The organism is Novosphingobium sp. ES2-1 (assembly GCF_015169775.1).
GTDB classification, from domain to species: Bacteria; Pseudomonadota; Alphaproteobacteria; order Sphingomonadales; family Sphingomonadaceae; genus Novosphingobium; species Novosphingobium subterraneum.
This window is the reverse complement of record NZ_CP063445.1, coordinates 452,402-478,034: the sequence shown is the minus strand read 5'-3', so window position 1 is coordinate 478,034 and position 25,633 is coordinate 452,402. Positions and strand designations below refer to the sequence as shown.

The following is a 25,633-nucleotide window of genomic DNA, read 5'->3' as shown; positions in this document are numbered from 1 at the left end:
AAGCGGGGTCAGAGAATATCGTAGCCTTCGCCAAGCGAGGCGCGCAGCTTGTCAAGCGCCTGGGCCTTCAACTGGTGGACCCGCGGGATGCTGACGCCGAGGACTTCGGCGATCTCGGCAAGGTTCAGTTCCTCGACGAAGTAGAGCTGAATGATCATCTGAAGTCGCTCCGGCAAGTCGGCGACCGCCGACGCTACCGCGCCGCGCATCTCGTCATCCGCGAGCATGGCGAAGGCATCCGGGCGATCGTCAGCAAAGGCAGCGTTGCTGTCGGAATAGGCATCGTCGATGGTTTCGAAGCGCAGGGGTTCGTCGGCGGCCTGCTGGTCTGCCAGCTCGCGCTCGGTCAGGCCCATGGCAGCGGCAAGTTCGGCATCACTGGGCGGACGACCGAGATCGTTCGTCAGCGCCGTGGTCTTCTCGCGCAGAAGCCGGCGGCGTTCGGTCGCCGAGCGCGAGAGCGGCGTCGAGCGGCGGACAAGGTCGACCATGGCGCCACGCACGCGCAGCTTGGCATAGGCGGCAAAGCCATCCTCGGTGGGGCCATCGTGGCGCTGGGCGCATTCGGTCAGCGCCACAAGGCCGGCTTGGATGAGGTCCTCGATCTCGATCCCGGCTCGGCCCGATCCGTGGACGTGCCAGGCAAGGCGCTTCACCAGCGGCAGGAAGCGGCGGATTCTGTCGGCGGCCTCGTTCTTCGCATAGGCGCGGGCGGCGGCGAAACCGCGATGGTCGTGTTTCATGCGGCAAGTCCCTCAGGGATAGGCAGCTCTGGACGGGCAGGTTGCGGCGGTGCTTCTCCGCCGATGACCGAGATGACCTCGATCGGCTGCGAAGGCGGCAGTTCGGAAATCGACATGACAAAGCAGTTCGGCGCGCGCAGGCGCAGCAATGCGGCAAGCGGGCGGCGGGCGCGGGGCTGAACGATCAGGGCAATCGACGGCGCGGCGGGCCCGCGCTCGGCGATCAGCGTGGAGATGCGCTCGCCGATGCCGCGCGCGAGATCGGGTTCTATCACCGGCTGGCCGGTGGCAGGATCGTGCATTCCGCCAACGATCATCTGTTCGAGCCCGGCTTCGAGCGTGACGACAGGCAGGCACTCGTCAGGACCGCAAATGCGCCCGACGATCATGGCACCAAGGTCTGCGCGCAGCAGGTCCACCAAGCGATCGTGGTCGTTCGTCTGCTGCAGTGCCTCGCTCAAGGCCGAAAGGATCGGGAGCGGGTGGGCGATGGAGATGCCGTCGTCGAGCAGGGCATGGAACAGGCGGGTAAGCGCACCAAGGGACATCGGCTGCGGATGGATCGTCTCGACAAGGCCCGCGGCGCGTTCCTTGACGCCCTCGAGAATGGCCTTGACCTCGTCAGGGCCGAGCAGCGCCGAGGGACGGTCGCCCAGAACCTGATTGAGATGAGTGGCGACCACGGTGCTGGCATCGACCGTGAGGAAACCCTCGGCAATGGCCAGATCGCGCTGCGCCGGATCGATCCAGATAGCAGGACAGCCGAAGCTGGGATCGCGGGTGGCTTCGCCGCGCAGGCCATGGTCGGGACTGGCGTCGCCCGCATCGATGGCGAGGATCTTGTCCGGGCGCATGTCGGCAACGCCGACGGGCACGCCGCCAAGCAGGATGCGGTAGGCGTTGGCGCCAAGTTCCAGCGAATCCCGCACGCGGAACTGGGGAACGATGAAGCCGAAGGCCTGGCTGAGCTGCTTGCGCACGCCGGTGAGCCTGGCGACCAGCGGCGAGCCGCGCCTTTCGTCGACCAGATGGATCAGGCCATAGCCCATCTCGATGGTCACAAGGGTGTGGTCGCTGACATCCTCGAGCGTGATGCGGTTGGGATCGATCGGCTCCGGCGCGACGACAGGCTCGACCACCGGGCGTTCGGCGCGTTTCTTGAGCGCCCACCACAGCCAACCGGCAAGCGCGGCGGCAGGCAGGAACACGATCTGCGGCATCGCCGGAATTGCGCCGATCGCACCCATGATCACGGCAACGGGCAGCCAGATGGCAGGGTTGGCGAACTGGCCGCCGATCTGGCCGGTAAGGTCGCGGCTGTCCGACACGCGGGTGACGATCACGGCAGCGGCGATCGAGAGCAGGAGCGAGGGGACCTGGGCCACCAGCGCATCGCCGATGGCGAGCGTGATATAGAACTCTGCGGCCTGGGATGCGGTCAGGCCGTGGCTGATCATGCCGAGGCAGAAGCCGGCAATGATGTTCACCCCCAGGATCAGCAGCGCGGCGATGGCATCGCCCTTCACGAACTTGGACGAACCGTCCATCGAGCCGTAGAAATCGGCCTCGGTCGCAACTTCGCGGCGGCGTGCCTTGGCTTCATCGGCCGTGAGCAGGCCAGCGGCGAGATCGGAGTCGATCGCCATCTGCTTGCCCGGCAGGGCGTCAAGCGTGAAGCGGGCGGACACTTCCGAGACGCGGCCCGCGCCCTTGGTGACGACGACCATGTTGATGATCATCAGGATCATGAAGACGAACAGGCCGACCGCAAAGTTGCCGCCGATCAGGAATGCGCCGAAGGCCTCGATGACGTGGCCTGCTGCCGCGCCGCCCTCATGGCCATTCACCAGCACGATGCGTGTGGATGCGACGTTGAGTGCCAGACGCAGCAGCGTGGCAAACAGCAGGACCGAGGGGAACGCCGAGAAATCGAGCGGCTTTTCAGCATTCATCGCCGCCATCAGGATGGCGACCGAAAGCGCCATGTTCAGCACGAAGAATACGTCGAGCAGGATGGCCGGGATCGGCACGACCATCAGGACGATGAGCATGAGGATACCAGCGGGCAAGGCCATCGCGGCGGGGGAGCCGAAGCGCTTCAGCATGGCCTAGAGCCCCATTGCCGAAAGGCGGCCATAGGCCTGCCGCACATGCGCGGGCGCCGATGCGCCGTCGTTGAGGGCGAAGGCCTGCTTGAGTGTATCGGCCATCGAGCTGGCTGCCGCCGGCACAGGATTGCCTCTACCTGCCGCCGCGCTCTGGAATTCGCGGGCGATCGGTCCGCCGGTGAATTGCTGCGCCTGCGCCGTGGCCGGGGTGACGCCCAAGCTCGCGGCCCATTGCAGCGCTTCGTCGCCGCTTGCACCCTCGCTGGCTGCTGCCATGCGGTTGCGGATAAGGGACATGACGTCGCTGACCGAGCGCGGCGATCCGCTGCGGTCGTAGAAGGTGGAGCGATTGGCAGCCGCTGCCGAAGGCAGCAAGGCGGCCGCCGATTGCGAGGGATCGTTGCCCAGGGCGGTCAGGAAGCGCCCTGCCCCTTCGGCTCCGAAGAAATGGGCGAGGTAAAGCTCGGCATGGTCAGGCTGTCGGCCGAGCACCCCGCTCAGGTAATCGCCATTGTCGCCCGCCAGCTCACCCGCCATCGTTGCGGCGACTTGCGGATCGAAACGCAGTGCAAGCAACTGGGCGCGGGCAGCAGGATCGCTCGCCGCGCCGCTGCGGATCATGTCACTGGCCCAGGCGAGGCCGTGTTCGGCGCCATGCTTTTCGAGCGTGCGCAGCCAGGTTCCGGTGGTGAACTGGTAGAGCCCCGAAGCACTCGATGTGCGCGACCGGGCGGACGGATCGAGGCTCGACTCCAGCTTGGCCTGCGCCATGAGATAGGCAAAGTCGGTGCCCGTAGCCTGCGCGGCCCCGGCAATCGCCCCACGCACGCTTACCCCGGCTCCGCTGATGGCGGCCGGGGATTGGGGTAAGGCAAAGGTCTCGGCTGAACTCACTGAACTGTCCTTCCGGCCGCAGGTTGGCGGCGTGTCGGAGAGCGTTCAGCAAGGGGCGTGCCAATTTGGGAGCGCCCGGAAATCAGGCCGTGCGAAGGCGGTGGACCTGCGGGTTCGCGCGGTAGAGCGGCGCCGATCCCGAAAGCGCGTCGAGACGGGCCGAGACATTGGCCGCAATCAGGTTGCGGACCTTGCGATTGGCCTCGTTCTGGCGGCGCGCGGCTTCAAGAAGGCCACGGCATTCCTCGTCCACCAGGGTCTGGTCGACATCGGCGAGCGTGCCGCACAGATCCGCCTTGTTCGACGCGCAGCCCATGATCATGTCGAGATCGAGCCCGGCAAGCGCATGCCGCTCCTGCTGCAGGACGGCAAGCATCTGCCGAAGCGTCTCGCGAAGGTCCGATGGGCGAGCAACGGTAGAGGTGGCCATTACTGTGCAGTCCTCAGCAGCATGCCGGCCGCGATCATGGCGTCGGCGATCTTGGTGGGGATGATGGGGTAGTTTCCGGTCTCGATGGCGTGCCGGATGTCCTTGACCCGCTCGGCATCGACCGGCGCGGCCTGCCCTGCGTCGAGTGCGACAGAGCGTTCGATCTGTGCAGCTGCGCCGGCATCGGCAACGGGGGCATTGTCGACGGTCGGGGCCGCCACTGCAGCCTTCGTGGACTTGGGCGTACTGACCTGCACCGGCCCAACCGGGCGCGATGCACCGATTTCAATAGGTGACATGGTTCCGCTCCTAGCGTTTGATACAGGCAAGAACGGTGGTCTTGCCGATCTCTTAAGGGCGGGAGCGGAAAATTTTTGCCGGTTTGTTAAAATTGGCGATCGCAGGCGTCAGTCGATAGGCACGACGACAAGGCCGGGCCGCTCGATACGCGCGCGGATCGGGGTGGCGCGAGCACTGGTCCGCACGCGGATCCAGCTGCCCAAGGCACCCGAATCCAAAGCTTCGCCTGACTGCGCGACCGAGAATCCCTCGCCCGCTGCAGTGATCGTTACCGCTTCGCCGCGCGAGATTGCCGGTGCAGCGGCAGGAGCTTGCCGGGCGTTGCCGGATAGCGCCACGAAAAGCCGCCAGCCTCCGGCATCGGGACATTGGACGAGAACTGTATCCTGCCGGTTGCCCTGCCAGTCTAGCGACAAGGGCGAGCGGCACGCAGCAAGGCGCAGACGGCGGTCAACCGGCAGCGTTGCGCCACCTGGCTCACCGATACCGGCGCCGGTAAAAGCCGCCACGGCGCGGTCGATCGCAACGAGATCGTGGAACGGAGAGCTCTGCGCCGAAGAGGGCGCAGCAGCGGCGCAGGCAATGATCGCACTGGCGACAAGGGTACTGGCAAGAGGATTACGATTGGTCATTTTCAGGCATCCTGACTGGAGATGCCCATGCCCAGCAATCATCGTGCCAGAGCCCTAGGTTCCAGACTGGATCACCGGACGGGCCGCGTCGTTGGTCTGCCGCCTGGCCGAGACTTCGCTGGTGTAGACCAGCGTCACGCTGGCCCCCGCACGCTGGCCGGGCTCAACGAAGATGCGCGCCTGACTTGCGCGCGGGCCGCCACTCTCAGCCAATTGCGCCGCCTGCGCCATCGCTGCTGAGCGGCTGTCGCCAGTATATCGGATGACGATCCGCACCTCGAGCCGAGGATCCTTGGCGACCTGCCCCAACCATGTGTCCAAGGGTGGCGCGTTGCTGCCCGCGCTCCAGACCGCAACGGGTTCGCTTTCGGAAACAGCGGCAACGGGCAGGACGGCAGTGGCCGACTGGTGAGCCTTGTCACCTGCCTGGGAAAGCGCGGAAGCAGTGGCGAGAAAGAGGATCAGGGAAAGGTCGGCAAGGGCGTATTGCCACCCAGTTCCGGCGCGAACGATCATGCGGCGGTGCCGCCATGGCCGTGCTGGGGGCGCATTCCATGGCCGTGCCCATGCGAAGCGCCGGATACCAGAGATACCGATGTTGGGTGCAGCGAGGATGGCAAGGCCGGTTCGATCTGCGCCGAGAGCCAGTCGATCACCTCCTGTCGGTGCCGTTCCTCGTCCTGGGAGCGCCGCTCAACCGCCCGGGCAAGGGGCGCAAGCACGAGATTGGCCAGCAGCAGGCCATAAAGCGTGGTCAGCACGGCCATCGAGATCGCGCCGCTGAGTGCGCCTTGTTCAAGCCCGGTCGCGGGCAGGCGGCTGAGCGAGACCAGCGTGCCGACCATGCCGAACACCGGCCCGAGTTCGGCGGCCTGGGCCAATGTGCGGACAGCCGCGTTGGCTGCCGCGATCCTGTTGCGGCGATGGTCATGGTGTCGTTCGATCAAGGCATCGAGCGAGCGCGAGCGGATCAGCACGTCGGTCACGTCGTCGAACTCGCGATCGCCGATCGCGCTGGTGCTGGCGCGCAGCAGCCCATCGCGGCGGATTGCCGAAACCTGTGCGGCAAGATCAGCCTTGGCCTGAACAGAAGAGAAGCGCTTCGCAAACAGTCCGGCAATGGCCCGGCCAGTGACCACCAGTTCATGCCGGCCCGAGCGCAGCACGGTGGCCAGCGCAGTTCCGGCAAGGACAATCGACAATGACAGGCCGTCGAAAAGAAGGGCAGGTGGCATGAGCGGAACGTCTCCTGTCACAAGAGAACGGCCGCGCCTTCTGGAATTTCAGTCTGTTGCAAAGCGACGGGCGCGTTTCTGCCGCCATCCGGCAAGCCCTTGCCGGTCATCGCCTGCCAGTACCTCGAATGGTGCCGGTTTCCGGCGCCTTCGGGCAATTGGCACGCCCCTTGCTGAAACACCGGCAGAGTTTCGACAGCCAGTGAAGGCAACCCCATGAGCAACTCCCTTTTCGGCATTCACGGCGCGGCGCTGGAATTGCGTTCGCAACGCATGGGCCTGCTGACCTCGAACATCGCCAATGCCGCGACGCCCGGCTTCAAGGCCAAGGACATAGACTTCGCAGCTGCGCTCAAGGCCCGCACCGCCGGCATGAGCGAGGACAAGGCGATCGCCTCGGCCACGCGCTTCCGCGTGCCGGTAATGCCGAGCCTTGATGGCAACACGGTGGAGATGGCGACCGAACAGACGGCATTTGCCGAAAATGCCGTGGGATACTCGGCCACGCTCAACTTCCTCAAGGGCCGGGTCGAGACGATCACCCGCGCGATCAAGGGAGAATAAGCCATGGCTGGCAGCACTCCCCTTACCCTGTTCCAGGTCACCGGCCGGGCGATGTCGGCGCAACTCGTGCGGATGAACGCCGCCGCGTCGAATCTCGCGAATGCCGGAACCGTCACCACGACCGAACAGGAGGCCTATCGCCCCCTGCGTCCGGTCTTTGCCGAGCAGCTCGATCAGGCCAATGGCCTTTCGACCGTGCGCGTTGCCGCAGTCCAGCGCTCGGACGCCACGCCCATTCGCCAGCACGATCCGGGCCACCCGCTCGCCGATGCCAATGGCGATGTCTGGACCGCACCGGTCGATGAGAACGCCGAGATGGTCGAGATGCTCGAAAGCTCGCGCCAGTACCAGAACGTGGTCGAGGCGATGCAGACCGCAAAGCAGCTCATGCTCGAAACGATGAGGATGAAATAATGTCGATCGCTTCCGTCACTTCCAGCACCGGCGTCAACGGCGCCACTACCTCCTCGAAAGCCGGCCAAGGCTGGGGCGCAATGGGCGCGGAGGACTTCGTCAAGCTGCTGACCACGCAGTTGCAGAACCAGGACCCGACCGAGCCGGTCGACAACACCCAGATGCTGGCCCAGCTGGCGCAGTTCTCGTCGCTGTCGAACCTCAACGACATGAAGGACTCGCTCGGCACCATTACCGGGCAGTCCGAAACGCTTTCCGCCATCGCGACCAAGCTCGACACGCTGAACAGCACCGTGGCGCAACTACTGGCCAGCCAGCCCACTTCGACCTCGACCAACGCCTAAGCCCCGCAGGAGACGCGCATGTCCTTCTACACCTCGCTCAACGGCCTCAAGAATGCCCAGACCGATCTTGGCGTAATCAGCCACAACATCGCAAATGCCGAAACCACCGGCTTCAAGAAGAGCCGCACCGAGTTTGCCGACATCGTGGTGGGCAGCGCCTTCACCAACCCGAAGCTGGTCGTCGGCATCGGCGCGGCGGTGGAATCGATCAACCAGAACTTCGCGCTCGGTCCGGTCGAGCAGACGGGTTCGGCGCTCGACCTTGCCATCAACGGCGATGGCTTCTTTACCACGAAAAATGTCGTCACCGGCCAGACCTTGTTTACCCGCAACGGCAGCCTGACGGTCGATGGCGCAGGATACATCAGCGATGGCTCGGGCAACCGGCTGCAGGTTTTCCCGACGGATGCGGTGGGCACGATCACCTCGGCCACCCCTGCCGATGCGCTGATCCCAGCGACCAACGGAACCGACGCCAACGGCAATCCGATCGAGTTCGCCGGCATCACCGTGGGCGACGATGGGGCCGTGACCGCCTCGTACGCCGATGGTTCCAACGTGATCATCGGCAAGGTCGCTCTGGCCAGCTTCATCGCGCCGCAAGGGCTGAAGCAGGTCGGCTCGTCCAACTGGGTGACGACCGGCATCTCGGGTGCCCCAACGTTTGGCCAGCCCAGCACAGGTCAGTACGGCTCGTTGCTTTCGGGCGCTCTTGAACGCTCGAACGTCGACATCGCCGAAGAACTGGTCAGCCTGATCACCGCGCAGCGCAACTTCCAGGCCAACGCAAAGGCGATCGATACGGCAACGCAGATCTCGCAGACGGTGATCCAGCTGCAAAGCTGATCCTGAACGCTCCCGGAGCCTGACCGATGGACCGCCTGATCTACACCGCCTATTCCGGCATGACCGGTTCGACCGTGCGCCAGCGCGTGATCGCCAGCAACATGGCGAACGCACAGACGATCGGCTTTCGCGCCGAGATGCTGACCGCCACGCCGATGACACTGAAGGGCCCCAGCCTCGAAGCGCGGGCAATGACCGAAGGCGAAGTGCGCGGATCGTCGATGGCGCAGGGCACGCTGATCTCCACCGGCAAGCCGCTCGACGTTGCGCTCACCGGCGACACCATGCTTGCACTGCAGGCAGAAGATGGCAGCGAAGCCTATTCGCGGCGCGGCGATCTGGCGGTCAGCGCGGGCGGCGTTCTGGAAAACGGCGATGGCCGACCGGTCATCGGCGAAAACGGGCCGATCACCGTTCCGCTCGGCTCGAAGGTCACGATTTCCCCCGATGGCGGCGTTTCCGTCGCCAATCCCGAGACGCCCGACCAGCCCCCCCAGCTGGTCGGGCGCATCAAGATCGCATCGACCACCGGCAGCAGGATCGAGAAAGGCCTTGATGGCCTGTTCCGCGTCCCCGGCCAGAATGGCCAGCCCGGCATCCTGCCGCAGGACGAAGAGGCCAAGCTGATGGTCGGCAGCCTTGAACAGTCCAATGTCGATCCCACCCGCATCCTTGTCGAGATGGTCGAAGCCCAGCGCCTGTTCGACATGCGCACCAAGGTCGTCGCCCAGGCCAAGGAAGTCGACGAATCCAGCGCATCGCTGATGCGCATTTCCTGATCGCAAAGGTAACCCACGATGCCCAGCTCAGCTCTTCACGTCGCCCGCACCGGTCTCGAGGCACAGGACACGCGGATGCGCGTGATTGCCAACAATCTTGCCAACGTCGGCACCACCGGCTTCAAGCGCGACCGCGCCAACTTCGCCACCCTTGCCTATCAGGACGCGCGCGTGGCGGGTCAGCAATCGTCGAACGAGACCGCCTATGCCACGGGCCTCAACCTCGGCACCGGCGTTGCCGTGCAGGCGACCACCCGCATCGACAGCCAGGGCACGCTGCAAAGCACCAGCAACGCGCTCGACCTTGCGCTCGATGGCGACGGCTACTTTCAGGTGACGATGCCGGGCGGACAGCTGGCCTACACACGCGCCGGAAACTTCTCGCGCTCGGCGGAAGGCGTGCTGGTGACCGCGCAGGGCTATCCGCTCAACCCCGCGATCACCATTCCCGAGGGCGCGAGCGCCATCACCATCGCCAATGACGGCACCGTATCTGCAACCATTGCCGGGCAGAACGAGCCCGCGCAGCTTGGCCAGATCACCGTCGCCAGCTTTGCCAACCCGGGCGGCCTCAGGTCGATGGGTGACAACTTCCTGCAGGAAACCGCAGCCTCGGGCGCGGCACAGGTGGGCGTTCCGGGAGAACTGGGACGCGGCAACATTCGCCAGGGCTACCTTGAGGGTTCGAACGTCAACGTGGTCGAGGAACTGGTCGACATGATCGAATGCCAGCGCGCCTACGAGATCAATTCCAAGATGATCTCGGCCGTCGACGACATGCTCCAGAACGCGAACCAGACTCTGTGACACCGATGCAAACGCCCTTCGATCGCCATTTCACCCCCGAACGCTTCGGCAGCCCTCGCCGCCGCCGAACCGCCCTGCGCGCGCTGCTGGTGGGATCGCTGGTGGCCGCCGCTGTCGTTTTCGGCATGGAGCCGGCCTCTGCCGCCAAGCCCAAGAAAGGCTTCGAGCCGGTGGTCGCGCCGCCTCTGCCGGTCCAGACCGCAGCACCGACCGCTGGTTCGATCTTCAATGCCAGCGCCGGCTACACCGGCTTTGTCGAGGGCCGCCGTGCCCATGAGGTGGGCGATCTGGTCACGGTCATGCTGGTCGAGAACATGACCAGCGCCAAGACGGCCGGATCGAAGACGCAGAAGTCCGGCCAGTTCTCCGTGACACCGCCAACCACCGGCCCGCTGTCGTTCATCAAGCCCAGCGCCCTTAATGCTTCGGGCGGTTCGTCGTTCAATGGTCAGGGCAATGCCTCGCAGACGAGCACGCTTGCCGGCGAGGTTGCGGTGACGATCGCGGAAGTGAGGTCCAATGGCACGGCACTGGTACGCGGTGAAAAGCGCATGATGCTGAGCCAGGGACAGGAGTGGGTGCAGTTCTCGGGCATCGTGCGCCTTGGTGACATCGATCAGGAGAACCGCATTCTTTCCAGCCAGGTCGCGGATGCGCGGGTTGAATACACCGGCAACGGGTCGGTCGGCCGGGCAAGCCGCGAAGGCTGGCTTTCGAAGTTCTTCAACGCGATTTCGCCCTTCTGAAGGTTGATGCAATGCTGGTCCGGTACATCCTCCCTGTTCTTGCAGCCTTCGCGGCGGCCCTGCCCATGCCCGCCCTGGCCGAGCGTGTGCGCGACCTTGGCGAGTTCCAGGGCGTGCGCGCAAACCAGCTCACCGGCTATGGCGTGGTGGTTGGCCTTGCCGGAACGGGCGACGACAATCTCGAATACCTGACCCAGGCGATGAAGGGCACCGCAGGCCGGTTGGGCGTGCAGCTCCCCGCCGGCATCTCGCCCGGCCTCAAGAACGCCGCCGCCGTGCTGGTGACGGCAGAACTTCCCGCCTTCGCCAAGCCCGGCCAGCGCATCGACGTGACTGTCTCGACCATCGGCAAGGCCAAGTCCCTGCGCGGGGGTGCGCTGATCCTCGCACCGCTCTATGGTGCGGACGGCCAGATCTACGCGATGGCGCAGGGCAACCTTGCCGTCGGCGGCCTCGGCATTGCCGCCCGCGATGGCTCGCAGCTGACCGTCAACGTGCCGACCGTGGGCCGCATCGCCGAAGGGGCCAGTGTAGAGCGCGCCGTCGCCACCGGGTTCGACAGTGGCGAAGTGCTGCGCTGGAACCTGTTCGACGCCGATTTCATGACCGCCCAGCGCGTGCGCGACGCGATCAACGCCCGCTTTCCCCAGTCTGCGACGATCGAGGACGGCGTCACGCTGGCGCTGCGCCTGCCTGCAGGCGCCGACAGCCGCGCGACGACGATGGCGGCGATCGAGATGCTCGAGGTGACGCCTGCCGAAACCGCGGCCAAGGTCATCGTCAACAGCCGCACGGGCACGGTGGTGATCAACAGCGCGGTGCGTCTCTCTCCCGCAGCGATAAGCCACGGCAAGCTGGTGGTGAAGATCGACGAGAAGCCGCAGGTCTCCCAGCCCGCTCCGTTCAGCCGCGGCCAGACGGCCGTGGTCCCCAACAGCCAGATCGACGCGGTCGAGAAGGAGGCCAAGGTTGCCTTGTTCAAGCCGGGTGCCTCGCTCTCGTCACTGGTCGATGCGCTGAACAAGCTCGGCACCAGCCCTTCGGACCTCGTCGCAATCCTCGAAGCGCTCAAGCAGGCAGGCGCACTGAAGGCAGAGATGGTGGTGATATGACCACGATTTCCACATCCGCCGCCAACCTTTCGCTCACGCCTAAGGCGCAGACCGAGCGCGAGAAGCTTTCGGGCGCGGCGAAGCAGTTCGAGGCGATTTTCGTGCGCCAGATGCTGTCCGCCGCGCGCGCCAGCAACTTCGGGGACGATGACGTCTTCGGAAAGATGGATCAGACTTTCGTGCAGATGCGCGACGACCGCTTTGCCGAAATCGCCTCGCAGGCCGGCGCGCTCGGCTTTGCCCGGCAGATCGAGAACCACCTTGCCGCGCTCCTGCCCCAAGGCACTACGCCAGAGGGAGGCGCCTAAGCCATGGCATCCGATCTCCTCTCGATCGCTCGCAGCGGCGTCCAGGCTGCCCGCATCGGCCTAGACATCACGGCGCAGAACATCGCCAATGCCTCGTCCACCGGCTATGTCCGGCGTTCGGCCGCGTTCAGCGAAGTGGCTTCGACTGGCGGCGCCTATCGTATTGGCGATCTTTCCCTTTCAGGCGTGCGGCTGACCAGCATCGTGCGCAATGCCGATGCTTTTCGCCAGGCCGAAGTCCGCCGTACCAATTCGGACGTGGCGCGAGCCAGTGCCGAAGTTTCTGGGCTGGAGAACATCGAAGCCGCGATCGAGCAGTCGGGCGTCTATGACGCAATTGTCGGCTTCGAGTCCTCCCTCCAGCAACTGACGCAGAACCCCACGGATACGAGCCTGCGCGCCTCGGTGATCGAGAAGGCGCGCACCATGGCCGGCACGTTCCAGATCGCCTCGCAGGAGTTGGACGCGGCGGCCGACGGTCTGCGCTTTCTGGCCTCGGACGGGGTGACGCAGGTCAACCGCATTGCCCAGGAGCTTGCCCGCACCAACACCCGCCTTGCCCGCGCGTCCGACGCCAGCAGCGACAAGACCGCCCTGCTCGATCAGCGCGACCAATTGCTCGAGGAATTGAGCGGCTTTGCGAACATCTCGACCGAATTCTCGGCCGATGGGCAGGTTGCGATCAAGATCGGCGGGAGCAGCGGGGCGGACCTCGTGACGGGCAACACTGCCGCCACCCTGGGTATGACCACATCTCCAACTGACGGCACCATCAGCTTCACTGTGGGCAGCACGGCGCTGACTCTCGCTGGCGGATCGCTGGCAGGACAGCAACTCGCATTGGCGAAGGGCGCACAGCTCAAGACCGATCTCGACACGCTTGCCGGTGACATCGTTGATGCCTTCAACACCGCCCAGACCGGGGGTCGCGATCTCGACGGCGCGATGGGTGTCGCAATCTTCTCGGGCACGAGCGCCGCGACGATGGCACTCGCTGTCGAGGACGGCCGCAAGATCGCCACCGCTCCTGCCAGCGAGACGACGCCGGGCAGCCGCGATGCGGCAAACCTTACCGCGATCCGCACAGCGCTGGCGGGCGTCAATCCGTCGGGCACGATGGATGCGATCCTGTTCGACGTTTCAGGCACGCTGGCCGGGCGCAACGTGACGTTGGGCGCGCTACAGACGATTGCCGACACCGCGAAAGTTGCCCTCTCTGCGCAATCGGGCGTCGATCTCGATCAGGAAGCGGTCAACCTAGTAAGATTCCAGCAGGCCTTTCAGGCGTCCGGCAAGGTCATGCAGGTATCATCCGACATCTTCGACACCCTTCTGGGAATCAGGTAACCGGCCATGAGCACGATCTTTGGCACATCTACAGCCGCGTTCTTCGAGCGGTCCCTCATGGACCTTACTGCCTTGCGCAAGCAGGCCGAGGACACGCAGGCCGAGATGTCGACCGGAGAACGCCTGCAGCGCTCCTCCGACGACCCGGTCGCCGCCTCGCGGCTGCGCCAGCTCGCCCGCGCAGGGGTTTTCGACGACATCGACACCGCCGCGACCAACCGCGCCACGACTGACCTGACGCTGACCGACACCGCACTGTCGCAGTTCGCCAGCATCGTCACCCGCCTGCAGGAGTTGACGACGCAGGCCGCGAACTCGACCGTCAACGACAGCCAGCGCGCGGGCATCGGCGAGGAAATAGCGCAATTGCGGGACAGCCTCGTCGCACTCGCCAATTCGCGGGATGGCAATGGCAACGCCCTGTTCGGTGGCGAAAGTGCAGCCGATGCCTACACCCTCGATGCTTCGGGCAACGCCACGTATGCCGGCACCAGCGCGGCAGGGACCATCTCTATCGGTGGCGGTCAATCTGTCGCGCGGGGGGTGACAGGACCCGAGTTCCTGCAGTTCCAGTCAGGAGGCGGAACGGTTGACCTGCTGGCAATGACCAAGGCCCTGGCGGACGACCTGAAATCCGGTGCCGGTGGCGTGGCCACGGCCAATGCCGCCCTCACCGCCCTGGGTGATGGCCTCAATGCAATCACCACGGCGCAGACCGTGGTCGGATCGCGGCTCAACTGGATCGACCTCAACACCGAGCGCCGCACCACGCTTTCCGAGATGCGCACCACCGAACAAACCGAGGTCGGCGGCGCGGACCTGACCGAATCCATCGCCCGCCTGCAGAACACCATGCTGGTGCTGCAGGCCAGCCAGGCGAGCTTTGCCAAGCTCGCCAACCTTTCGCTGTTCAGCGTGCTGAACTGAGCGCGCAAGCTCACCGGGAACCTGTTTCATGTTCGTGATTGTCGGCATCGTCATCCTGCTCGCCATGGTTTTCGGCGGCTTCGCCATCACTGGCGGTGACCTTGGACCGGTCCTGCATGCACTTCCCCACGAGATGCTCATCATCGGCGGGGCCGCCGTCGGCGCGCTCGTCACTGGAAACTCGATGCACGAACTCAAAGGCATCGGCGCTGGCTTCACCAAGACCTTCAAGGGCCCCAAGCACAATAAGCAGGATCACGTAGACGTTATCGTGCTGTGCACCAAACTGATGAAGATCTTGCGCAGCGATGGACCGGTCGCGCTTGAAAGCCATGTCACCGATCCGAAGAACTCTCCGATCTTCGCCGAGTATCCCCGCCTTCTGGCCAACCCTGCCCTGACTTCGCTGATCTGCGACACGCTGACCTTGATCGTCGTATCTTCGGGCACGCTGGAAGTGCATGCGGTGGAGGAGGTGATGGATCATGCGATGAAGACGCATTTCCATGAGGAGCACGAAGCCCAGCACGCCATCCAGGGCTTGGCGGATGCGCTGCCGGCGCTGGGCATCGTCGCGGCAGTACTCGGCGTGGTGAAGACCATGGGATCGATCGACAAGCCGCCGGCCATTCTCGGCGCGATGATCGGTTCGGCGCTCGTCGGCACGTTCCTCGGCATTCTGCTCGCCTACGGGATGGTTGGCCCGATCGCAGGCCGGCTCAAGCAGGTGCTCGAGCAGGACGAGATGATTTTCCAGGCGGTAAAGCAGGTCATCATCGCCAGCCTCCACGGCTGGCCGCAACCCCTCGTCGTCGAAAGCGCGCGCTCCGGTCTGGGGCATGCCTTCCGCCCGGGACTTTCCGAACTGCTCGACGCGATGCGCGGCCGCTAAGGAGCCCTGCACGTGGCCAAGGCACCGACCAAGGGGAAGAACGAACCCCCGAAGCCCATCATCGTCAAGAAGATCACCATCGTTGCCGGTGGGCATCACGGCGGCGCCTGGAAAGTGGCCTATGCCGACTTCGTGACCGCGATGATGGCGTTCTTCCTGCTGATGTGGCTGCTGGGCGCAACCACCGAAAAGCAGCGCAAGGGCATTGCCGACTACTTCACTCCTACACTCGTCAAGATGCGGCAGGGAAGTGCCGGCGGGTATGGCGTACTCGGCGGATCATCGCTGACCGATGTCGACGACTATCCGCATCGCGCCGGCCAGACCGGCAACAAGACCCTGTCGGTGCCCCGCGATGCCACAGGCGGCCCCAAGGAGGGAGGCAGCAAGATCAAGCGCTCCCAGGTGATGAAGGAACGTATCGCCCAGAAGCTCGCGCAATCCGAAAAGCTCAAGAAGCTGGCCCGGCAGGTTCGCATGACCGAGACTCCCGAAGGCGTCCGCCTGGATCTGGTGGACGATGCGGATTTCTCGATGTTCCTGCTGGGCACGACCGTGCTGACGCCTGACGCCGCCGAACTTCTCCGCGCGATCGGCCAGGCCATCGCGCCCGACCCGACCCAGCTGACGATCCGCGGCCACACGGACTCCCTGCCGTGGAAGAACGGCGTGGCCAACAACTGGTCGCTGTCAGCCGGTCGCGCCGAAACGACACGCCAGACCTTGATGCGCCAGGGCATTGCCGAGCCCCGCTTCCGCCGGATCGAGGGCGTTGCCGACCGCGAACCGCTGGTGCAGAACAATCCGGCCGACCCGCGCAATCGGCGTATGTCGATTTTGATTACCGGCTGATTAAGCAATAAACTGACACTATCATGAAATATTGGTGAAAGTTCCGGTTGCAAGTGCAACTGCTTCACTGCAGCTTCCTGTCATTGCGGGGTGCGTCGTGCGCAAGCCACGAACCGCAACACCCAAAGGACAGGGAGTTCAATCCAGATGCGCAAGTTTGCAGCTTTGGCCACCGTATCGGCGGTGGCATTGGCCGGAATCGTTTTTGCCGCCGCGGGGGGCGGGAAGGTCACGGGTTCGGGAGCGGTGCTGCTGCCCGCAACGTCGGGTTCTATTGCCGCAGTTTCAGCCCGGCCCACTGCAGCGGCAGTCGCCGGATCGGCCATCCCCGACAGCTGGATCTGTGTCTTCAAGAAGGGCAGCGTCGCGCCGGGTGCCGAGCAGGCCGAGGCCAGCAAGGTCACCGGCAAGGCTGGCGGCAAGATCGGGCACGTCTACCGTTACGCACTGCAGGGCTTCTCGATCAATCTGCCAGCGCAAGGTGCCGCAGCCGTCGCCAAGCACAACCCGAACATCGAGTATTGCGAGGCCGACCAGGTCGCCACCGTGATCGACCCGATCAATGCGTTGGCGAAGCCGGGCGGCGGCGGCGGTTCAACCACCGAGACGACGCCCGCAGGCATCACGCGAGTTGGTGGTGGAGCGGCTTATGCCGGCTCGGGACGGGCATTCGTGATCGATAGCGGCATCTTCCTGACGCATCCCGATCTGAACGTCGACACCGCCCTCAGCCGCAACTTCGTGGCGCGCGAAACCTCGCCGAATGACCTGAACGGCCATGGTACGCACGTAGCCGGTACGATTGCCGCCAAGCTCAATGGCGCCGGCGTCGTCGGCGTAGCAGCCGGGGCAAAGGTCGTCGCGGTGCGCGTGCTCGATCGCCGTGGCAGCGGTGCCTATTCCGATGTCATCGCTGGAGTCGATTACGTCGCCTCGGTGGGCCAGGCGGGCGACGTCGCCAACATGAGCCTTGGCGGACCAGTATCCGACGCACTCGACACGGCAGTGATCAACGCCTCCAACAGCAGCAAGGTCATCTTTGCCCTTGCCGCCGGTAACGAAACCGATGATGCCAACAATCACTCGCCCGCGCGCGCCGATGGCCCGTATATCTACACCGTGGCGGCGGTGAACAGCTCGGACACATTTGCCAGCTTCTCGAACTACTCCGTGATCAACGATCCGGTGGACTTTGCCGAACCGGGCGTATCGATCCTCTCGACGTGGCTCAACGGCGGCTACAACACGATCTCCGGCACATCCATGGCGACACCGCACCTTGCCGGTCTTGTCGTCATCGGTGGCCCGCGCAGCGACGGGCGCCTGTCCACCGCAGCGCCGAATGGCGTCAGGTTCCCGATCGGCGTGAAATGATCAGGGTGCCTTGCTGAAACGTCGAAGGGCGGCCCCGCAAGGAGCCGCCCTTCTTCTTTACCGGGGAACGCACGAAGGCCCGGCGGCCTGGGATGGGCCGCCGGGCTTGTGATCACGCCTGGTGGAGACAGGCGGAGGTCATGGCTTAGCGCAGCAGCGACAGCACGTTCTGCTGGCTCTGGTTGGCCTGGGCGATCATCGCGGTCGATGCCTGCGAAAGGATCTGGGCCTTGGCCATCTGCGTCGTTTCGGTCGAGTAGTCGGTGTCCTGAATACGCGAACGGGCGTCCGACAGGTTGGTGATGTTGTCGTTGAGGTTGTTCACCACCGATTCCAGGCGGTTCATGCCGGCACCGAGCGTCGCACGGGCGCTCGAAATCGAGTCCAGCTCGGTGTCAAGCGTGCCAAGGAGCGTGTTCGCCGCCGTTGCGCTGGACACGTCGTACGACCCTGCAGCACCGCCGTTCGCCGAAAGGGTGGTGAGGTCTGCCATGGTCAGGTCGACGGTGTCAGAACCGTTCGCACCAGTCTGAACGGTCACGGTCGCTTGCGAGCCGTCGAACAGCTGAGTGCCATTGAACTTGGTGTTGTCGATGATCTGGCCGATCTGCGCGGTCAGTTCGTCAACTTCCGTCTGCATGTAGGCACGGTCCGTGGCGTCCTGATACGTGCCCGAAGCCGACTGCACGGCCAGTTCGCGGACACGCTGGAGCATGTTCGAAACTTCGTTCAGCGCGCCTTCCGCGGTCTGTGCCAGCGAGATGCCGTCGTTCGAGTTGCGAACGCCCTGGTTCATGCCCTTGATCTGGGCAGTCATGCTGGTGGCAATTGCCAGACCGGCCGCGTCGTCCTTGGCGCCGTTGATGCGCTTGCCGGTCGACAGTCGCTCCATCGCCTGGCCAAGCATCTTGTTGGCCGTGTTGGAGGAGTTCGTCGCCTTCAAGGCGCTGATGTTTGTATTGATAACCGCCATTTTCCATTCTCCGGTAGGGTGGTGTGTCGTTCCCGAAAGGACCGCCGGGTCAGAGGATCGACACGGCTGTCGGGACTAAGACCGGCAAATGGCAGCCGGTTTTAAGTTGCCGCCCGGCAAAAGAATGCCGGACTTAGGTAGTCGCCCTTAGGGTTACCCGTCCCCTTAAAGTTTCAACCTGTTTGTCGGTCCCGCGCGAAAGAAGGTCACAGACAGGATGGTTAACAGGGGTCTTGAAATGATTCGCGATTGCGGGGCACTGCAGTTCACCGAAGCGGCGGCGAAAGCCCACGCAGCGCTTGTCCAGCGCGCAGCTTCGGTGCTTTCGAGCTACGGTGCGGAAGGACAGTCGATGCTGGCTGATGCCTTCGAGGACGCGAAGCTCCCGCCGCGCAAGCAGGTGGTGCTGCTGGAGCGTTCGGCTATGCCAGCGATCGAGCGCCAGCCCGGCAGCCGGACGGCGACCCTGCGATACACCGATGGGGCGGGCGAGGCTGCGCTGTCGGCACTGCTGGCCTGCGCCGCGAAGCCAGGCGCGCCCATTGCCGCCGATCCTGAAAGCCTGTCTGTCCTTGCCTTGGCCGAACGCATCGCCGCCACCGACATCCCCGTCCTGATCAACGGCCCGACCGGCACTGGCAAGGAAGTGCTGAGCCGCTTCATTCACGAACACTCGGCCCGCGCCGACAAGCCGTTCATCGCCATCAATTGCGCCGCCATGCCCGAAGCCATGCTCGAGGCGCTGCTGTTCGGCCACCAGAGGGGCGCGTTCACCGGCGCGAATGCAGCCAGCGAAGGCTTCTTCCGCGCGGCTGACGGTGGCACGCTGCTCCTCGACGAGATCGCCGAGATGCCGCTGACGCTGCAGGCCAAGCTGCTGCGCGCGCTGCAGGAAGGCGAAGTGGTGCCGCTGGGGGCAACGCAGCCGGTAAAGGTGGACGTGCGGGTAATCGCCTGCGCCAACCGCGATCTGCCGCTGGAAGTCGAGGAAGGCCGCTTCCGCGCCGATCTCTATTACCGCCTAAACGTCTTCCCGCTGGCCCTGCGCGCTCTGTGTGAGCGGCCCGACGATATCGCGCCGCTCGCCTTCGCGATGGCGATGCGCCATTCGCAGGTCGCTCCCTGGATTTCCGACGAAGCGCTGGCGATGTTGGCGGCGCATAGCTGGCCCGGCAACGTGCGCGAACTCGAGAACGTGATGCGTCGCGCTCTGGTGCTTGCAGGGAACGCCTCCGTCATCAAGGCTTCGCACATCGTGTTCGATCGCCCTGCCCGCCTGATCAACGAACCGGTTGCGGTTCCTGCCGCGGCCGATGCCAAGCTTTCCAACATCGTGCAGATGTCCGAAGCCCGCGCGATCCTTTCGACGCTCGAGGCCTGCAACGGCAGCCGCGTTGCCGCTGCCCGCCAGCTCGGCATTTCGGAACGCACCTTGCGCTATCGCCTCGCCAGCTTCCGTGAGGCCGGGATTGAAGTGAACGGCCGGTCAGTGGACGGTAGAGCCGTCGGTGGCAGGCGATGAGCGTTTCCGGCATCGGCGGCCGGGCTTCCGGCATCCAGGACATCATGGCGCTGCGCCAGCAGATCATGGAGCGCTCGCAGCTGCTCCAGCAGGTCAAGTCACCCGAAGCGACGCAGGGTGCACAAGGACCACAGGCCAGCACCGGCCCGGCTGGTAGCTTTACCGAGAGCCTCAAGGGTGCGCTCGATAACGTCAACGCCAGCCAGCAGAAGGCAAGTGCGATCAGCGAAGCCTATGAAAAAGGCGAAGTGGTCGACGTGGCCAAGGTGATGCTGGCGCGGCAGGAAGCTGGCGTTGCCTTCGAGGCCACGCTGCAGGTGCGCAACAAGCTGCTGAACGCCTACCAGGACATCATGCGGATGGGAGTGTGATTGAATGGCTGACCTCGTTCCCGCCTCTGGCCTTGCCACGCCAGCTCCATCCACTTTCGGCGTCCTGACCGATCCCGCAGCCGGAAGCTTCGGCACGCGGGCCAAGGCGTTTCTGGCGCAGCCGCCCGTGAGGCGCACCCTTCCGTGGTTCGCCGGCGTTTCCGCAGCCGGCCTGACCGGCGTGCTGTGGCTGACCATGGCGCCCGCACCGCAGCGCATGCTCTACAGCCAGCTTTCCGACAGCGAGCGGTCCGAAGTTACCGCCAGCCTCGAAAAGGCCAATATCGCCTACCAGATCGACAACGCAACCGGTGCGATCACGGTGGGCGAGGACGACCTATACAGGGCGCGCATGGCCGCCGCATCGGACGGCGCGATCGCCACGCCCGAAACCGGAACGCAGATGCTCGACAAGCTGCCGATGGGCGCGAGCCGGGGGCTTGAGGGCCAGCGCCTGCAGGCCGCGCGCGAGCGCGAGCTTGAGCTGACGATCATGGAGATCGACGGCGTGGAGGCCGTGCGCGTCCATCTCGCCGAACCGGAAAAGTCGGTCTTCGTGCGCGAGAACCTGCCGCCATCGGCCTCGGTCATGGTCAAATTGAAGCGCGGACGGCAGCTTTCCGAAAGCCAGGTCCGCGCGATCGTCAACCTGGTCGCGGGTTCCGTGCCCGGGCTTTCGATAGACGCGGTGCGGGTCGTTGACCAGCACGGCGCATTGCTCTCCGACCCTTCCGGCCCCGATGGCGACCGGCTCGAGCTCCAGCAGCGCATGGAGGAGAAGCTTCGCCAGCAGGTCGCGCAACTGCTCACGCCGATGCTGGGCGAAGGGAACTTCTCGTCCGAGATCCAGCTCGATCTCGACATGGACCAGGTGACGTCGGCGCGCGAAAGCTATGACAAGCAAGGCGTCGTCCGGCAGGAAACGCAAAGCGCCTCGCAGCAGACCGGCGCCGGCACTGCCCAGGGCGTGCCCGGCGTCACCGCCAACACGCCGCCCCCTGCCACGACTGCCCAGCCCGGCGCCCCGCAAGGAACGCCCGCGGCTGCGGCAACGCCCGGCGCCAACGGCGAATCCAGTTCCTCGCGCACCTATGAACTCGGCCGCGAGGTTGCGGTATCGAACCAGACCCCTGGCAAGATCAAGCGCCTGTCCGTCGCTGTCGCGCTGAGCGCCGAGACCATGGCCAAGGCCAAGCCGCAGGACATCGAGCAGATCAAGCAGCTGGTCAGCGCTGCGGTCGGCGCCGACCCCGCCCGCGGCGATCAGGTTGCCGTGGCCGTCCGTGCCTTCAAGCCCGCAGACGTTGCCCCCGCACCGTTCTGGGAAACGCCGTGGTTCGCCACGATCCTGCGCAATGCCGTGGCGCTGATCGCGGTCCTGCTTGTCCTGCTGCTCGGCGTCCGTCCGTTGATCAAGGCGCTGAAGAAGGAACCCGCGCCGGCCGAAGTGAAGGTTGCAAAGAAGCGCAAGAAAGGTGAAGCGACGGGCGACGAGGACGAGGACGCCAGAGAGGCCGAAGAAGGGGCGATCGAGGCTGTCACCGCTGATGAAGTCGCACAGGCAATCCAGCCCGCGCAAGATCCCGAAACGGGCGTCGTCGATGCCGAGGCACTGGCCCGGCAGGTCAGCCTTGCCCAGCGGCTTGTCGTCGAAAAGCCCGACAGTGCGCTGGTTGCCCTCAAGCAGATGCTGAAAGAGCCTGAAGAGGAAGGTGCCAGCGCATGAGCGATCTCATGGAAGCCCCCGCCATTTCCGATCCCGAACGCGCAGCCGTCATGGTCATGCTGCTGGAGGACGATCAGGCCGCGCAGATCCTCGCGCAGCTGGAGCCCGCAGAACTTCGCCTGCTGGGCGAAAAGATGTGTGCGCTGGGCGAGATCGGCCCGGTTGCGATCGCACAGGCGATTGCCGGCTTTGTCGAGAAGACCGAGCGGCTTGGCCTGATCGCGCACGATCGCGTCGGACAAGTGCGCTCGCTCATGACTCGCGCCGTGGGCGAGATAAAGGCAGACAGCCTGATGCAGCGCATCCTGCCTGACGACCCCTCGCGCACGCCCAGCATCGAGCTTGCCAGATGGCTGACTCCGCAAGTGATCGTGCCTCTGATCCGTGACGAGCATCCCCAGGCGATTGCCGTGCTGCTGGTTCAGCTGGATCCGGAAGTGGCCGCGGCTGTCCTGCATGGCTTGCCCGACGAGGTGCAACCGCAGGTCGTCCACCGCATCGCCACGCTCGGACCGGTTGCACCCGAAGCCATCGCGATGCTCGAGGAAATGCTGCACCAGCGTATCGGCGAACGGCACGGCCAGGGCGCCTTTGCCATGGGCGGGCCGCGCGAAGCGGCCGACATCATCAACGCCTCCGTCCGGGCGGTCGAAAAGCGCGTCATGCCCGAGATCGCCAAGCAGGATCGCCAGCTTGCCAAGGCGATCGAGAACGAAATGTTCAAGTTCGAGCACCTCTTCGCGCTCGACGACAAGTCGATGGGAGCACTGCTGCGCGAGGTAGACAGCGATGCGCTGATCGCCGCGCTCAAGGGCATTCCCGAAGAGCAGCGCGAATGCTTCTTCCGCGCCATGTCGAGCCGTGCTGCGGACGGCGTGCGCGACGAGATTGCCGCGCGTGGCCGGATGAAGATGGCCGAAGTGATTGAGGCGCAAAAGGCCATGGTCACGGCAGCCCGCCGTCTCTCGGCCGAAGGCGTGATCGTGTTCGGCGCGGGCGACGACGACTATGTCTGACAGCTTGCGGGCGATCTCGCTGGCGGACCTTGGGCAAGTGCCCACAGGTTTCGCGCGTGATCGCCGCTTCTTCCGCGAATTTGCAGCGCCCGAACCGGAACCTGTCATGGTGCCGGTGGAAGACGAGCGCGAGCCGCACGACCCTATCGCGGAGGCGTGGGCCGATGGCTATGCCAAGGGTCTGGGCGAGGCGCAGGAAGCCGCTGCGCAGCTCATTGCCGAACAGGAAGCAGCGCGTCAGAAGATCGAATTCGCGCTCGGCAAGCTGGATGTGGCGATGCAGACCGAACTGCAAGACCGACTGCGCGAGACGGTGATCGCCTTGTGCGAGGCTGCCATTGCGCCTGCGGCCCTTGACCCCGACGCGCTGACCCGCCGGGTCGAGGCAGCCGCCACCATGCTCGCCCGCGCCGAAGACCAGCGCGTGATACGGCTCCATCCCGAAGACCTTGCCCTGATTGCCGCGCGATTGCCGGAAGACTGGCACTTCGAACCCGACGCTTCGCTCGAACGCGGCGCTCTGCGCGTGGAAGGCGCGACCGGCGGAGTCGAGGATGGACCTGAACAATGGCGCCGGGCCATCCATGAGGCGCTCCGCCAATGCTGATGGGACCCACTTTCTCCGTGCTCGACCGGGCGCTGGATTCCCTGGCACTGTGCGAACCCGACTTCACGCCTGCGCGCTATGGCTTGCTGGCCGCGTGTGATGGCGGAATGCTTGAAGTGTCGGGGCTGTCGGTCCCCATTGGCACGCAATGCCGCATCGCTCATGGGTCGGGATCGCTGACGGCAGAGACCATCGGCTTCCGCAATGGTCGTACCTTGATGATGCTTCTGGGCGATCCGGTGCTGCTGCGCCCCGGCGCCAGGGTCAGGCCCGAAGGCCGCCCCGGGATGGTGCCGGTAGGCGAGGCTTTTCTCGGCCGCGCGATCGATGGCGAGGGCAAGCCGATTGATGGCATGGGGCCGATCCACAACCGCCGCGAATGGCCGGCAGGCGGCATTCGGGCCGCCGCGCTCGACCGCTCGCCAGTGCGCGAGAGCTTCGATACCGGCGTGCGCGCGCTCAATGCGCTGACGACCTTCGGCATCGGCCAGCGTATCGGCATCATGGCGGGATCAGGCGTCGGCAAGTCGGTGCTGCTCGACATGATCGCGCACGGCGCCGAGGCCGAGATCGTCATCGTCGGCCTGATTGGCGAACGTGCACGAGAAGTCTCCGACTTCGTCGAGCGGCACATGCAGGGCTCCAAGCGCGAACGCTCCGTCGTTGTCGCGGTCCCTGCCGACCATGCGCCCAACTTGCGCATACGCGGCGCGATGATGGCGACGGCGCTCGCCGAATACTTTCGAGCCCAAGGCAAGCGCGTGCTGCTGATCATGGACAGCCTGACGCGTGTGGCCCACGCGGGCCGTGAAATCGCGCTGCTGCTGGGCGAACCGGGCGCGGCGCGCGGCTATCCGCCCTCGGCCCTCGCGACGATCACCAAGCTGGTCGAACGCGCCGGCAATTCGGCGGAAAGCGGCGGGTCGGTGACGGGGCTCTACACGGTCCTTGCCGATGGCGACAACCAGGACGATCCGGTGGTCGACACCGCGCGTTCGATCCTCGACGGACACATCGTGCTCTCGCGCGATCTGGCGCAGCGTGGGCAATACCCGGCCATCGACATTGCGGCATCCTTGAGCCGCGTGATGAACGACATCACTGCACCCGAGCACCAGCGCGCCGCCCGCACCTTCCGTGCGCTTGTGGCAAGTTACGAGGCCAACCGCGATCTGGTCCTGATGGGCGCCTATCGCAGCGGGGCCGATCCCCAGCTCGACAGGGCCATCGCCATGCATGAGGCGCTGACCGGGTTCATCAGCCAGCCGCAGCGTGAAGTCGTGTCGATGGCGGCAAGCGTCGCCGCGCTCAGCCAGCTGATCGGTGCATGAAGGCTGAGCGCGAGCGTCTGGCGCGCCTGAAACGGCTTGAGCGCATCCGGGACATCGCCCGCCAGACCGCGCTCGCCGAAGCGGGCAAGGCCGAGGGCACGCTGGCGCAGTTGCAGGGGCTGGCAGACAGGACTCAACGTCTTTCGACGGAGTACGCCGCCCGCACCGATGCGCGCGACGCGCACGGGTTGCAGCAATTGCGGCAGTTCGTGGCCGGACTCGACTGGATCACGTCGGGCACACGCGCCGATGCCGATGCTGCGCGCAGGATCGCCGATGCCAAGGCGCAGGAGGCCGCCGCCGCAGAACGTCGGCGCGCCGCCGTGGAAGAGCGCGCCGAGGCGCAGGAGCGTCTGATCGCGCGCAAGGTGGCATCCGCAACAACACCTACTACCGGCAAAAGGCAATCTGGCACGGGTCTTGAATAAACACG

Annotated in this window: 30 protein-coding genes; 21 read left to right on the top strand and 9 right to left on the bottom strand. The window is 65.2% G+C overall.

The features are described 5' to 3' along the window. Positions 1-8 precede the first annotated feature (8 nt). From IM701_RS02265 to IM701_RS02230, 8 genes are all read right to left on the bottom strand, one after another. Positions 9-743, bottom strand: coding sequence for a sigma-70 family RNA polymerase sigma factor (locus IM701_RS02265; protein ID WP_062345823.1), 735 nt, complete (start codon positions 741-743; stop codon positions 9-11). Then, positions 740-2,848: a flagellar biosynthesis protein FlhA gene (locus IM701_RS02260; RefSeq protein WP_193827658.1), complete on the bottom strand. Its 2,109-nt coding sequence runs from the start codon at positions 2,846-2,848 to the stop codon at positions 740-742. Before IM701_RS02260 ends, IM701_RS02265 begins: the two co-directional genes overlap by 4 nt. A gap of 3 nt (positions 2,849-2,851) precedes the next feature. Continuing rightward, a complete protein-coding gene (locus IM701_RS02255; RefSeq protein ID WP_230487765.1) occupies positions 2,852-3,745 on the bottom strand; it encodes a lytic transglycosylase domain-containing protein in 894 nt (297 codons plus the stop codon). Between the two features lie 82 nt (positions 3,746-3,827). Next, entirely contained in the window at positions 3,828-4,175 is a 348-nt protein-coding gene (locus IM701_RS02250) for a hypothetical protein (protein ID WP_052242566.1), read from the bottom strand. Then, on the bottom strand, positions 4,175-4,474 hold the full coding sequence (gene flgM, locus IM701_RS02245; protein ID WP_039336146.1) for a flagellar biosynthesis anti-sigma factor FlgM: 300 nt from the start codon (positions 4,472-4,474) through the stop codon (positions 4,175-4,177). Before flgM ends, IM701_RS02250 begins: the two co-directional genes overlap by 1 nt. A 108-nt stretch (positions 4,475-4,582) precedes the next feature. Next, on the bottom strand, positions 4,583-5,107 hold the full coding sequence (locus IM701_RS02240) for a flagella basal body P-ring formation protein FlgA (protein ID WP_039336148.1): 525 nt from the start codon (positions 5,105-5,107) through the stop codon (positions 4,583-4,585). A gap of 54 nt (positions 5,108-5,161) precedes the next feature. Beyond that, positions 5,162-5,623 (bottom strand): hypothetical protein, encoded by a 462-nt coding sequence (locus IM701_RS02235; RefSeq protein ID WP_193827657.1) that lies wholly within the window; start codon positions 5,621-5,623, stop codon positions 5,162-5,164. Then, the gene (locus IM701_RS02230; RefSeq protein ID WP_193827656.1) at positions 5,620-6,342 is read right to left on the bottom strand and encodes a MotA/TolQ/ExbB proton channel family protein; all 723 of its coding nucleotides are present in this window, start codon (positions 6,340-6,342) and stop codon (positions 5,620-5,622) included. The genes IM701_RS02235 and IM701_RS02230 overlap by 4 nt, the downstream gene beginning before the upstream one ends. A gap of 216 nt (positions 6,343-6,558) precedes the next feature. Between IM701_RS02230 and flgB the strand changes: the two genes are divergently transcribed. The 14 genes from flgB (at position 6,559) to IM701_RS02160 (ending at position 17,654) form a co-directional block, all read left to right on the top strand. Then, a complete protein-coding gene (gene flgB / locus IM701_RS02225; protein ID WP_062345831.1) occupies positions 6,559-6,906 on the top strand; it encodes a flagellar basal body rod protein FlgB in 348 nt (115 codons plus the stop codon). 3 nt (positions 6,907-6,909) lie between these two features. Beyond that, positions 6,910-7,320, top strand: a complete 411-nt coding sequence (flgC, locus tag IM701_RS02220) for a flagellar basal body rod protein FlgC (RefSeq protein WP_039336154.1) — start codon at positions 6,910-6,912, stop codon at positions 7,318-7,320. Continuing rightward, positions 7,320-7,664 (top strand): flagellar hook assembly protein FlgD, encoded by a 345-nt coding sequence (locus tag IM701_RS02215; RefSeq protein WP_039336156.1) that lies wholly within the window; start codon positions 7,320-7,322, stop codon positions 7,662-7,664. The genes flgC and IM701_RS02215 overlap by 1 nt, the downstream gene beginning before the upstream one ends. Positions 7,665-7,682: 18 nt before the next feature. Beyond that, positions 7,683-8,510 carry a flagellar hook-basal body complex protein gene (locus IM701_RS02210; RefSeq protein ID WP_193827655.1) on the top strand — a complete coding sequence of 276 codons (828 nt, stop codon included), beginning with the start codon at positions 7,683-7,685 and terminating at the stop codon, positions 8,508-8,510. A gap of 26 nt (positions 8,511-8,536) precedes the next feature. Next, entirely contained in the window at positions 8,537-9,289 is a 753-nt protein-coding gene (locus tag IM701_RS02205) for a flagellar basal body rod protein FlgF (protein ID WP_039336159.1), read from the top strand. An 18-nt stretch (positions 9,290-9,307) separates the two neighbouring features. Beyond that, a complete protein-coding gene (gene flgG / locus IM701_RS02200; protein WP_039336161.1) occupies positions 9,308-10,096 on the top strand; it encodes a flagellar basal-body rod protein FlgG in 789 nt (262 codons plus the stop codon). A gap of 5 nt (positions 10,097-10,101) precedes the next feature. Next, positions 10,102-10,842 (top strand): flagellar basal body L-ring protein FlgH, encoded by a 741-nt coding sequence (locus IM701_RS02195; RefSeq protein WP_193827654.1) that lies wholly within the window; start codon positions 10,102-10,104, stop codon positions 10,840-10,842. Between the two features lie 11 nt (positions 10,843-10,853). After that, positions 10,854-11,954 (top strand): flagellar basal body P-ring protein FlgI, encoded by a 1,101-nt coding sequence (locus tag IM701_RS02190; RefSeq protein ID WP_039336163.1) that lies wholly within the window; start codon positions 10,854-10,856, stop codon positions 11,952-11,954. After that, entirely contained in the window at positions 11,951-12,262 is a 312-nt protein-coding gene (locus IM701_RS02185) for a flagellar biosynthesis protein FlgJ (RefSeq protein WP_193827653.1), read from the top strand. The genes IM701_RS02190 and IM701_RS02185 overlap by 4 nt, the downstream gene beginning before the upstream one ends. A gap of 3 nt (positions 12,263-12,265) precedes the next feature. Next, positions 12,266-13,609 carry a flagellar hook-associated protein FlgK gene (gene flgK / locus IM701_RS02180; protein WP_193827652.1) on the top strand — a complete coding sequence of 448 codons (1,344 nt, stop codon included), beginning with the start codon at positions 12,266-12,268 and terminating at the stop codon, positions 13,607-13,609. Positions 13,610-13,615: 6 nt separating this feature from the next. After that, the gene (locus IM701_RS02175) at positions 13,616-14,536 is read left to right on the top strand and encodes a flagellar biosynthesis protein FlgL (RefSeq protein WP_193827651.1); all 921 of its coding nucleotides are present in this window, start codon (positions 13,616-13,618) and stop codon (positions 14,534-14,536) included. A 28-nt stretch (positions 14,537-14,564) separates the two neighbouring features. Further along, on the top strand, positions 14,565-15,428 hold the full coding sequence (gene motA, locus IM701_RS02170; protein ID WP_039336172.1) for a flagellar motor stator protein MotA: 864 nt from the start codon (positions 14,565-14,567) through the stop codon (positions 15,426-15,428). A gap of 12 nt (positions 15,429-15,440) precedes the next feature. After that, on the top strand, positions 15,441-16,280 hold the full coding sequence (locus IM701_RS02165; protein ID WP_193827650.1) for a flagellar motor protein MotB: 840 nt from the start codon (positions 15,441-15,443) through the stop codon (positions 16,278-16,280). A gap of 147 nt (positions 16,281-16,427) precedes the next feature. Beyond that, entirely contained in the window at positions 16,428-17,654 is a 1,227-nt protein-coding gene (locus tag IM701_RS02160; protein ID WP_193827649.1) for a S8 family serine peptidase, read from the top strand. A 145-nt stretch (positions 17,655-17,799) separates the two neighbouring features. On the opposite strand, the gene IM701_RS02155 is transcribed toward IM701_RS02160, so the two are convergent. Continuing rightward, positions 17,800-18,627: a flagellin gene (locus IM701_RS02155; protein WP_039336176.1), complete on the bottom strand. Its 828-nt coding sequence runs from the start codon at positions 18,625-18,627 to the stop codon at positions 17,800-17,802. Positions 18,628-18,865: 238 nt separating this feature from the next. Between IM701_RS02155 and IM701_RS02150 the strand changes: the two genes are divergently transcribed. Genes IM701_RS02150 through IM701_RS02120 form a run of 7 tightly spaced genes read left to right on the top strand, consistent with a single transcriptional unit; the run spans position 18,866 to position 25,628 of the window. After that, positions 18,866-20,149, top strand: a complete 1,284-nt coding sequence (locus IM701_RS02150; protein ID WP_193827648.1) for a sigma-54-dependent Fis family transcriptional regulator — start codon at positions 18,866-18,868, stop codon at positions 20,147-20,149. Continuing rightward, a complete protein-coding gene (gene fliE, locus IM701_RS02145) occupies positions 20,146-20,520 on the top strand; it encodes a flagellar hook-basal body complex protein FliE (RefSeq protein WP_039336180.1) in 375 nt (124 codons plus the stop codon). The genes IM701_RS02150 and fliE overlap by 4 nt, the downstream gene beginning before the upstream one ends. 4 nt (positions 20,521-20,524) lie before the next feature. Continuing rightward, positions 20,525-22,246 (top strand): flagellar basal-body MS-ring/collar protein FliF, encoded by a 1,722-nt coding sequence (fliF, locus tag IM701_RS02140; protein ID WP_039336181.1) that lies wholly within the window; start codon positions 20,525-20,527, stop codon positions 22,244-22,246. Next, on the top strand, positions 22,243-23,262 hold the full coding sequence (gene fliG, locus IM701_RS02135; RefSeq protein WP_062345849.1) for a flagellar motor switch protein FliG: 1,020 nt from the start codon (positions 22,243-22,245) through the stop codon (positions 23,260-23,262). Before fliF ends, fliG begins: the two co-directional genes overlap by 4 nt. Continuing rightward, complete coding sequence (locus tag IM701_RS02130; protein WP_039336182.1) at positions 23,255-23,869, top strand: FliH/SctL family protein; 615 nt, start codon at positions 23,255-23,257, stop codon at positions 23,867-23,869. The genes fliG and IM701_RS02130 overlap by 8 nt, the downstream gene beginning before the upstream one ends. Next, positions 23,863-25,200 (top strand): FliI/YscN family ATPase, encoded by a 1,338-nt coding sequence (locus IM701_RS02125; RefSeq protein WP_193827647.1) that lies wholly within the window; start codon positions 23,863-23,865, stop codon positions 25,198-25,200. Before IM701_RS02130 ends, IM701_RS02125 begins: the two co-directional genes overlap by 7 nt. After that, positions 25,197-25,628 carry a hypothetical protein gene (locus IM701_RS02120; RefSeq protein ID WP_193827646.1) on the top strand — a complete coding sequence of 144 codons (432 nt, stop codon included), beginning with the start codon at positions 25,197-25,199 and terminating at the stop codon, positions 25,626-25,628. Before IM701_RS02125 ends, IM701_RS02120 begins: the two co-directional genes overlap by 4 nt. Positions 25,629-25,633 lie beyond the last annotated feature (5 nt).